The organism is Amycolatopsis sp. NPDC051071 (genome assembly GCF_040682875.1).
Taxonomy (GTDB): Bacteria; Actinomycetota; Actinomycetes; order Mycobacteriales; family Pseudonocardiaceae; genus Amycolatopsis.
Genome location: NZ_JBFBBY010000232.1, coordinates 1 through 9705 on the forward strand (window position 1 = coordinate 1; position 9705 = coordinate 9705).

Annotated in this window: 8 protein-coding genes; 3 read left to right on the top strand and 5 right to left on the bottom strand. The window is 68.5% G+C overall.

Features of this window, described 5'->3' with window-relative positions; genetic code table 11:
- Positions 1-137 precede the first annotated feature (137 nt).
- The 3 genes from AB0M65_RS38105 to AB0M65_RS38115 all read right to left on the bottom strand — a co-directional run bounded on the left by AB0M65_RS38105 (position 138) and on the right by AB0M65_RS38115 (position 2175).
- The gene (locus AB0M65_RS38105) at positions 138-941 is read right to left on the bottom strand and encodes an MBL fold metallo-hydrolase (protein WP_364039512.1); all 804 of its coding nucleotides are present in this window, start codon (positions 939-941) and stop codon (positions 138-140) included.
- Positions 942-1019: 78 nt separating this feature from the next.
- Positions 1020-1520 (bottom strand): transcription elongation factor GreA, encoded by a 501-nt coding sequence (greA, locus tag AB0M65_RS38110; protein WP_364039515.1) that lies wholly within the window; start codon positions 1518-1520, stop codon positions 1020-1022.
- A 199-nt stretch (positions 1521-1719) separates the two neighbouring features.
- Positions 1720-2175 (bottom strand): DUF4307 domain-containing protein, encoded by a 456-nt coding sequence (locus tag AB0M65_RS38115; protein WP_364039518.1) that lies wholly within the window; start codon positions 2173-2175, stop codon positions 1720-1722.
- A 144-nt stretch (positions 2176-2319) separates the two neighbouring features.
- Between AB0M65_RS38115 and mca the strand changes: the two genes are divergently transcribed.
- Positions 2320-3219, top strand: a complete 900-nt coding sequence (gene mca / locus AB0M65_RS38120) for a mycothiol conjugate amidase Mca (protein WP_364039521.1) — start codon at positions 2320-2322, stop codon at positions 3217-3219.
- A 38-nt stretch (positions 3220-3257) separates the two neighbouring features.
- Positions 3258-3599, top strand: a complete 342-nt coding sequence (locus AB0M65_RS38125) for a hypothetical protein (RefSeq protein WP_364039533.1) — start codon at positions 3258-3260, stop codon at positions 3597-3599.
- 71 nt (positions 3600-3670) lie between these two features.
- Here the strand turns inward: AB0M65_RS38125 and AB0M65_RS38130 are convergent, their stop codons facing one another.
- Together AB0M65_RS38130 and AB0M65_RS38135 are read right to left on the bottom strand one after the other, a co-directional pair.
- The gene (locus tag AB0M65_RS38130) at positions 3671-6163 is read right to left on the bottom strand and encodes a polynucleotide kinase-phosphatase (RefSeq protein ID WP_364039524.1); all 2493 of its coding nucleotides are present in this window, start codon (positions 6161-6163) and stop codon (positions 3671-3673) included.
- Positions 6160-7527 (bottom strand): 3' terminal RNA ribose 2'-O-methyltransferase Hen1, encoded by a 1368-nt coding sequence (locus AB0M65_RS38135; RefSeq protein WP_364039527.1) that lies wholly within the window; start codon positions 7525-7527, stop codon positions 6160-6162. The genes AB0M65_RS38130 and AB0M65_RS38135 overlap by 4 nt, the downstream gene beginning before the upstream one ends.
- Before the next feature lie 63 nt (positions 7528-7590).
- Between AB0M65_RS38135 and AB0M65_RS38140 the strand changes: the two genes are divergently transcribed.
- Positions 7591-9603, top strand: coding sequence for a thioredoxin domain-containing protein (locus tag AB0M65_RS38140; RefSeq protein ID WP_364039530.1), 2013 nt, complete (start codon positions 7591-7593; stop codon positions 9601-9603).
- Positions 9604-9705: the final 102 nt, after the last annotated feature.

Here is a 9705-nt window from a genome sequence, read left to right on the forward strand (position 1 = left end):
TCGGCGATTTCGGCCTGTCGCTCCACGATTCCTGCCAGAATGGCGGGTTGCTGGGACGAAAAGTGTCCTATGGGGACCCCTCATGACACACGCGCGTGCGGGGATGGCCGCGGCGGGCGCCGGGCCACTTACGACCGCTAAAGCACCTGCCCCAGGTACCGCTTCGCCGACCGCTGGACGGCTTCGTGCCCGTCGGTCCGGATGATCGCGTCCCACCAGGCGCCGTAGATCGCCTCGAACTCGTACGGTTCGAGCAGTTCGGCCGCACGCCGGACGACGTCCGGGCGTTCCGGGATCAGGTTCGGGTAGCTGTACATCATGCCGACGAACCGGCGGTCCGGGATGACCTGCAGGATGTCGCCAGAGAGCAGCGCGCCGCGGCCGTTCTCCCCGCCGGGCCAGTGCAGCACCGTTCCGCCGGCGAAGTGCACGCCGAGGTTGAGCAGCCGCAGATCGGGGGCGACGTCGAGGCTCACGCCGCTCCACAGTTTGATCGCCGGATCCGGCCTGCCGATCCATTGCTGGTCGTCTTCGTGCAGGTACACGGGCGCGTCGAAGGCGTGGGCCCATTCGACCATCGTGGTGTAGTAGTGCGGATGGCTGATCGCGATGCCGGTGATCCCGCCGAGAGCACGCACCTTGGCGACGAGGTCGTCGTCGATGAAGCCCGCGCAATCCCACAGGAAGTTGCCGGATTCGGCCTTGACCAGCAGTGCCCGCTCGCCAATGGCGTAGTTGGGGGTGGACCCGACGCCGATGATGCCGGGGCCCTGCTCCTCGACGCGGGCCGTGTAGGTCCCACTGGCTCGAATGGTGTTCAGATCGGTCCACCGCTGACCGGCCTGCGGGACGTACTGACGTTCGTCGTCGCAGACCGGGCAGTCGGACCTGGGTTCCGCGTACTGCATGCCACAGGCGACGCAGATCGGTAGCTCGCTCATGATCCCTCCAGATTCTCCGGAGGTCACGTTAACGGCTCATATGCGCGTCCGGCCATATCGGGCCGGGCGCGCGAAGGCTCACTTGTCGGTGTAAGGCACGGCCTTGACGAGCGTCACCTTCTGGATGCTGCCGTTGGGCAGCTCGTACTCGCGGGTCTCGCCCTCTTTGGCGCCGAGCAGCGCCTTGCCGAGGGGGGACTCCGGGGAGTAGACGTCCAGGCCGCCTTCGGTGCCCTCTTCGCGGGTCGCCAAGAGGAAGTTCTCATCCTCGTCGTCGCCGTCGTAACGCACGGTGAGGACCTTGCCCGGTCCCGCGCTGCCGTCGTTGGCGGGCGGCTCGCCCACCTTGGCACCACGAAGGAGCTCCTGGAGGTGGCGGATGCGGGCTTCGTGCTGGCCCTGCTCTTCGCGGGCGGCGTGGTAGCCGCCGTTCTCCTTGAGGTCGCCCTCTTCGCGGCTGTCGTTGATCTTCGCGGCGATGACCGGGCGGAGCTCGATGTAGTGGTCGAGTTCCTGCTTGAGCCTGTCGTAGGCATCCTGGGTCAGCCAGGTCACCTTTGTGTCGCTCACGGTCACCATCTCCTCGTAGGGGCCTGCCAGGCTTGGGTGTACAAGCCGGCCACCAGATCGGCATGGCGTGCCGACCTGGTTGAGATAAAGGAAAAACACGGCCCGTCTTGGGCCGTGCCGGTAGATCAGAGTAACACGGCGCGCGCCATCGCCGCCGGTCATTTCGGTCGCGCCTCGGCGTTCGGCGCCCGGTTCACCCCGTTGGCCGCTATGGCCTTGACAAGTAACGTGGTACGTCGTACGAGCATCCGAAGATATCAGCCGTGACCGGCCTTCCGATGCTCTTGATGGTGGTCGTCACCCGGCTGTTCTTCGAACCGGGCTGAATCAAGACCTCTTTACGGCCGCTCTCGCCACCGGCCTTGTCGCGGACACGCACGACGCACACCCCAGGACGGTTCACGTCGTCCCTGGTCACGTTGATGGTGATCTCCATCGCGTCGCCCGGCTTCTCGCTGAATGAGACGCGCTCGCCCTCGATGGGCGCGGAGCCGAAGTTCACGTACATGACGTAGGCGAGGCCACCGCTGACCAGCAGCGCGATCACGCCGAACACGAGACGGCGCCAGCGGGCGGGCCGTGCGGCGCGGGTCTTGCCGTACCGGTCGTCCGGCACGTCCGTCCGGGTGCTTTCCGCGGTGGGAGCATCGTGTCCCGTGCTCAACCCGGGCCTCCCGGTTGGTGTCGTCGTGCTCGCAGGGACAATGGAGTCGTATGCGAGTGGTTCCTGCCGAGTATCCGCGCCGGGTCGCGCGGGCCGACAGGCAGGGTCGCAGGGAATACGGAACGAGAAGGGGACGTTCGGAGCATGGTGCGAGCCGATGAACCGCCGAAGTCACGCCTCCGCCTGATGGCGGTGCACGCGCACCCCGATGACGAGTCGAGCAAGGGCGCGGCAACGCTGGCCAGGTATGTCGCCGAAGGGCACGAGGTCATGGTCGTGACCTGTACCGGCGGCGAAGCGGGCAGTGTGCTGAACCCGGCCATGGAACGTCCCGAGGTGCTGGCCAATATGACCGAGATCCGCCGGGAGGAGATGGCCCGCGCGGCCAAGATCCTCGGCGTGAGTCACACCTGGCTCGGGTTCATCGACTCGGGCCTGCCCGAGGGTGACCCGCTGCCGCCGCTGCCGGAGGGCTCGTTCGCGGTCATCCCGCTCGAAGAGTCCACCCGCGCGCTGGTGAAGGTCATTCGCGAGTTCCGCCCCCAGGTGATCGTCACCTACGACGAGAACGGCGGGTACCCGCATCCCGACCACATCCGCACGCACGAGATCTCGGTGGCGGCCTTCGACGCCGCGGGCGAGGCGGAGAGCTACCCGGACGCGGGCGAGCCGTGGCAGCCGCTGAAGCTGTATTACGTGCACGGGTTCTCGCGCGCCAGGATGACGATCTTCCACGAGGCACTCGTCGCCCGCGGCCTGGAGTCGCCGTACGAGGAGTGGCTCAAGTCCTGGGATCCGGAGAAGGCCGACATCATGGAGCGGGTGACCACCCGCGTCGAATGCGGCGACTACTTCGAACAGCGTGACGAAGCCCTCAAGGCGCACGCCACCCAGATCGACCCGGACAGCCGCTGGTTCGCCGTCCCGCGCGACCTGCAGCGCGAGGTCTGGCCGACCGAGGAGTACGAGCTGGTCCGCTCACTGGTGGACAGCACCCTGCCGGAGGACGATTTGTTCGCCGGTATCAAGGAGAAGGTGAGCTAGATGACCGCCGACGTATGTTTTCCCGCGGAGGCGAAATGATTTCAGTCGCGGTGCCGGCGTTCGCTGTCATCCCGGTGACGGCGACGTCGCAGTTCCTGGCACAGCAGCCCGGCAACGGCGACAACGGCGGCCAGGGTGAGGACTTCGGCAAGTCGTCCCCGGTGGGTTTCCTGATCCTCATCCTGTTCCTGATCGCCGTCGCGTTGCTGGTGCGGTCGATGACCAAGCACCTGAAGCGGCTTCCGGAGAGCTTCGACGAGCCCGCTGCTTCTCCCGATGCCCACGCTGACGAGGCTCCGGCTGAGAAGGCCGTCGCCGAGAAGTCTGCTCCGGCCGCGAAGGTGGAGAAGGTGGAGAAGCCAGCCTCCAAGTCCGACTGAAGTGTCATGAAAGGGTCTTTCAGGACAAATTCTGTCCTGAAAGACCCTTTCATGACATCGGGCGGAGCCCGTCAAAGGCGCGGGTCGACCGGATCCGACTCCAGTGCCAGTACGGCGAACACGCACTCGTGCACCCGCCACAGCGGTTCCCCGCGTGCCAGCCGCTCCAGTGCCTCCAGTCCCAGCGCGTACTCGCGCAGTGCCAGCGCCCGCTTCCGGTTCAGGCCGCGCTTGCGCAGCCGCGTGAGGTTCTCCGGCAGCGTGTAGTCCGGCCCGTAGATGATCCGCAGGTACTCCCGCCCGCGCACCTTCACCCCGGGCTGCACCAGGCCGCGCGTGCCGCGGGTGAGGTTCGCCGCCGGTTTGACGACCATGCCCTCGCCGCCCGCCCCGGTCAGCTCCAGCCACCAGTCGACGCCGTGCGCCACCGACGCCGGGTCCGTGGTGTCGACGGAGAGGGTCCGCGTCCGCGTGAAGAGGTCGCCGTCGAGCCGGTCCAGCAGCGAGAGGTGCCAGTCGTGCGGCCGATCGTGGTACGACCGGCCCTCCGACGCCAGCACCTGGAACGGCGCGAGCCGGACGCCGTCGAGGCCGTCGGTCGGCCAGCAGTACCGCCGGTACGCGTCCCGGTAGGCGTCCACAGTGGACTCGCGGACCCGTGTCCGCGCGAGCAGCCCGGATACGTCGATCCCGCGCGCGGCGGCCGCGTCCAGTGAAGCGACGGCCGCGGGCAGCACGGCTTGCGCCGCCGCTCCGACGGCCGCGTACTGACCCGAGATCAGCGAACCGGCCTTCGCGCTCCATGGCAACAACTCCGCGTCCAGCAGAAGCCAGCCGGTGTCCAGTTCCTCGAACAGGCCTGACGCGGCTTCGCGCACACCGGCGAGCAACCGAGCGTTCTGTCCGGGAGTGAAGAACGGCCGCCCGGTGCGCGTGTACACCGCTCCGGCGCCGCTGATCCCGAACCGCGCGGGTGCCACGCCGTCGTCACGGCAGACGAGCACGACCGCCCGCGAGCCCATGTGCTTCTCTTCGCACACAACGGATTGGACCCCGGCCGCGCGGAACTCGGCGAACGCCTCCTCGGGGTGTTCCAGGTAGTCGTCCAAGGCGGACGTCGAACACGGCGCCATCGTCGGCGGCAGGTAGGGCAGCCAGCGCGGGTCGACGGCGAACCGGCTCATCACTTCGAGCGCGGCCGCCGATTGCTCGGCCGAAACCCCGACGCGACCGTGGTGCCGCGTCTGGATGATCCGCTTCCCGGTGACGTCACCCAGTTCCAGCACCGCGGGCTCGCGCCCGTCCAGTGGCCGCGCCGGTTCGAGTGGCCGCGTCGGTTCATACCAGACCTTCTTCGCCTTCACAGAGACGACTTCCCGCTCGGGGTAACGCAGCGCGGTCAGCTTGCCGCCGAAGACGGCGCCGGTGTCGAGGCACATGGTCCCGTTGACCCACTCTGGTTCCAGCGTCGGCGTATGTCCATAGAGGACCATCGCGCTGCCGCGGTAGTCGCGTGCCCACGGCAACCGCACCGGCAGGCCGTACTCGTCGGTCTCGCCGGTGGTGTCGCCGTACAGCGCGGTGCTCCGCACGCGGCCGGACGCGCGCCCGTGGTACTTCTCGGGCAACCCGGCGTGCGCGACGACGAGCTTTCCGCCGTCGAGCACGTAGTGCGCGATGAGGCCTTCGCAGAAGGCGTGCGCTTTCGCGCGGAAATCCTCGTCCTGTGCGGAAAGCTGCTCCAGCGACTCGGCGAGCCCGTGCGTCACCTGGACCTTGCGCCCGTTCAGCGCGCGGACCAGTTTCTGTTCGTGGTTTCCGCAGACGACCAGCGCGTTGCCCGCCTCGGCCATCGCCATCACGCGGCGCAGCACGCCCGGCGTGTCGGGGCCGCGGTCGACGAGGTCGCCGACGAACACTGCGGTGCGGCCCGCCGGGTGCACGCCGTCGACGTAACCCAGTTCGGCGAGCAGTTCCTCCAGTTCCTCGCGGCAGCCGTGGACGTCGCCGATGACGTCGAACGGCCCTGTCACGTCGCGGAGGTCGTTGCGCAGTGGCTCGACGACGATCTCCGCTTCGGCGATCTCGGCCTCGCTCCGCAGCACGTGGACGCGGCGGAAACCTTCACGCTCCAACGACTTCAGCGAGCGGTGGAGTTCACCGCGCTGACGGCGGACGACATGCTCGCCGAAGTCCCGGTCCGGCCGGGACTCGTTGCGTTCCTGACAGACCTTCAGCGGCAGGTCCAGCACGATCGCCGTCGGCAGGACGTCGTGGTCCTTCGCCAGTTTCAGCAGGCCCGCGCGGGAAGTACGCTGGACGTTCGTCGCGTCGATGACGGTGACCCGTCCGGCTTCGAGGCGCTTCGCCGCGACGTAGTGAAGCACGTCGAAAGCGGCGGCCGACGCGCTCTGATCGTTCTCGTCGTCGGCCACCAGACCGCGGAAGTAGTCGCTGGACAGCACCTGCGTCGGTGCGAAATGCGTCCGCGCGAAGGTCGATTTACCGGAGCCGGAGGCCCCGACGAGCACGACGAGGGACATGTCGGGAATGGTCAGTTTCATGCCATGGCCTCCTTTCGAGACGTGAAGACCGCCAGTTGGGTCGGCGGTCCCGATTCCTGGGACTCTTGTCCTACCGGCAGGTGACGGACGGCGTAGCCGCGTTGCGCCGCCACGCCGTCGGCCCACGAACGGAACTGCTCGCGGGTCCATTCGAAACGGTGGTCGGCGTGCCGGAACCGGCCGTCTTCGAGGAATTCGAAGTGCCGGTTGTATTCGGCGTTCGGCGTGGTGACGAGCACGGTCCGCGGGGCGGCGACGCCGAATACGGCATGCTCCAGCGCGGGCAGGCGCTCCTCGTCGACGTGCTCGATCACCTCCATCAGCACCGCCGCGTCATACCCGGCCAGCGACGGGTCCGCGTAGGTCAGCGCGGACTGCCGCAGGGTGATCCGGGACTTGTCCTTCAGCCGTTTGTCGGCGATGTCCAAAGCACTCGCGGACACATCGACACCGACGATCTCCGTGAACGACGGGTCCTTCTGGAGCACGCGAAGCAGCGCGCCGCCACCGCAGCCGAGGTCGAGCACGCGTCGCGCGCCCGCCGCCCGGAGTGCGGCAAGCACACTGCCGTGCCGCTGGACGGCGAGGGGTTCGGGCCGGTCCGGCAGTTCGGTGACCAGTGCTTCGGTCTCGGCAGGCACGTCGTCCGCTTCGGCCAGCTGAGCGAGCGCGTACGAGACGATCGGGCGACGCCGTTCGAGGTACCGATTGGTGATCAGGTCCCGTTCCGGGTGGTCGGCGAGCCAGCCTTCGCCGGCACGCAGCAGCTTGTCGGCCTCGTCCTGGCCGACCCAGTAGTGCTTGTCGCCGTCGAGCGCGGGCAGCAGGACGTACAGGTGCCGCAGCGCGTCGACGACTCGCCGCGTCCCGGTCAGCCGGAGGTCGACGTAGCGGGAATCGCCCCACTGCGGGAATTCCGGGTCGAGCGGGATGGCCTTCGCCTCCACCTGCCAGCCGAGCGGTTCGAACAGCTTGTGCACGACCTCCGCGCCGCCGCGTGCGGTCAGCGACGGCACACGGATCTCCAGCGGGAACACCTCGTCGACCAGTTCCGGCCGGTTCGCGCAGCGGCCGGACAGCGCCGAGGTGAACACCGCCCGCAACGCCACCGCCAGATACGAGCCACCCGCGTACGGCCGGTCGTTGACGTACTGCGTCAACGACGTCCCGCCGCCGCGTACGAGGTCGATCGGGTCGATCTCGACCAGCAGCGCGACCGTGCAGCGTTCCTCGGACGCCTCGGGGTAGAAGACGTTCGCCGTCCCGGCCGATAACGTGAACGTCTGCGCCCTCTCCGGATGTTTGTGCAGGAGAAAGCCCAGGTCGGTGGCGGGGGTCCGGGTGGTCGTCATGGTCAGCAACACTGGGTGAGTGTCGCGTAGTCGGCCGTCGTGCGCGCGTGCTTTTCCGCATGCGACCCTGAAGACATGTCGAACCGCCTGAAGGCCGCGACCAGTCCGTATCTGCTGCAGCACGCCGAGAACCCGGTGGACTGGTGGCCATGGGGGCCCGAAGCACTGGCCGAGGCGAAGCGGCGGAACGTGCCGATCCTGCTCTCGGTCGGCTACGCGGCGTGCCACTGGTGCCATGTCATGGCGCACGAGTCGTTCGAGGACGAGACCACCGCGACGCTGATGAACGCGAACTTCGTCAACATCAAGGTGGACCGCGAAGAGCGGCCGGACATCGACGCGGTGTACATGGCCGCCACGCAGGCGATGACCGGCCAAGGCGGCTGGCCGATGACGTGTTTCCTGACCCCGGAAGGGGAGCCGTTCCACTGCGGCACCTACTATCCGCCGACGTCGCGGCCGGGGATGCCGTCGTTCCCGCAATTGCTGGTCGCGGTCGCCGAAGCCTGGGGCGAACGCCCGGAGGAGCTGCGCTCGGGTGCCCAGCAGATCATCGCGCATCTCACGGAGAAGAGCGGCCCGCTTCCCGAGTCCGTTGTGGACGCTGAGGCGCTGGACGCCGCGGTCGCTTTGTTGCGTAAGGACTACGACCAGGAGTCCGGTGGATTCGGGGGAGCGCCGAAGTTCCCGCCGACGATGGCCTTGAACTTCCTGCTCCGGCACTACGAGCGCACCGGCTCCGAGGACGTCCTCGCGCCGGTGAAGCATACGGCCGAGGCGATGGCGCTCGGCGGGCTCAACGACCAGCTCGCCGGCGGCTTCGCGCGTTACTCGGTCGACGCGCGCTGGGAAGTACCGCACTTCGAGAAGATGTTGTACGACAACGGTTTGCTCCTGCGCTTCTTCGTGCAGTTCCACGGAGTGACCGGGCTCGGCTACGCGCGGCGGACGGTCAAGGAGACCGCGGAGTTCCTGCTGCGTGACCTCGGGACGGCCGAAGGCGGATTCGCCGCGTCCCTCGACGCCGACACCGACGGGGTCGAGGGGCTCACCTATGTGTGGACACCCGCGCAGCTCACCGAGTTGCTCGGCGAGGAAGACGGAGCCTGGGCGGCCGAGTTGTTCCAGGTGACCGAACGCGGCAACTTCGAGCACGGCGCGTCGACCTTGCGGCTGCGTGAGCCGCACCCGTCGGACGGTGAACGTTACGAGCGGGTCCGCCGGACGTTGCTCGCCGCGCGTGACGGACGTCCGCAGCCCGCCCGCGACGACAAGGTCATCGCGGCCTGGAACGGGCTCGCGATCGGCGCGCTCGCCAAGGCGGGCTCGCGGCTGGATCGTCCACAATGGATCGACGCGGCGGGCCGTGCGGCCGCTTTCCTGATGGACACCCATTTCGTGGCCGGCCGGCTGCGCCGGACCTCACGCGACGGCGTCGTCGGGACGACGGCCGGAGTACTGGAGGACTACGCCTGTCTCGCCGAAGGGCTGCTCGAACTCCATCAGGCGACCGGCGAACCACACTGGCTCGCCGACGCGATCACGTTGCTGGATCTGGCGTTGGCGCATTTCGGCGTCCCGGACTCGCCGGGTGCCTACTACGACACGGCCGACGACGCGGAAGTCCTGGTGCAGCGCCCTTCCGATCCCACGGACAACGCCAGCCCGGCGGGGGCTTCGGCACTGGCGAACGCACTGCTGACCGCGTCGGTACTGGCCGGGCACGACCAGGTCGGCCGGTACCGTGAGGCCGCCGATCAGGCGCTGGCCCGCGCCGGACGTCTCGCCGCCCACGCGCCGCGGTTCGCCGGGCACTGGCTCGCGGTCGCCGAAGCCGCCGCGGCCGGTCCGGTGCAGGTGGCCGTGGTGGGACCGGATCCCGCTTCCCGCGAGGAGTTGCTGGCCGTGGCCGTCGCGTCGCTGCCGGATGGCGCCGTCGTCGTGAGCGGGACTCCGGACGCCGAGGGTGTACCGCTGCTCGCCGACCGTCCTCTGGTGGAGGGCGCCGCCGCCGCGTACGTGTGCCGCGGGTATGTGTGCGAGCGCCCGGTCACCACCGCCGAGGAGCTGCGTACTCAGCTCGCTTGAGTGCTCCGGCCACGCTCCGCCCCCAGACGGCGCTGAGCCGCGTGAAGGCCCCCTTCCCTCGGCTCAGCCGAGGGAAGGGGGCCTTCACGCGCTGTCGTCGTG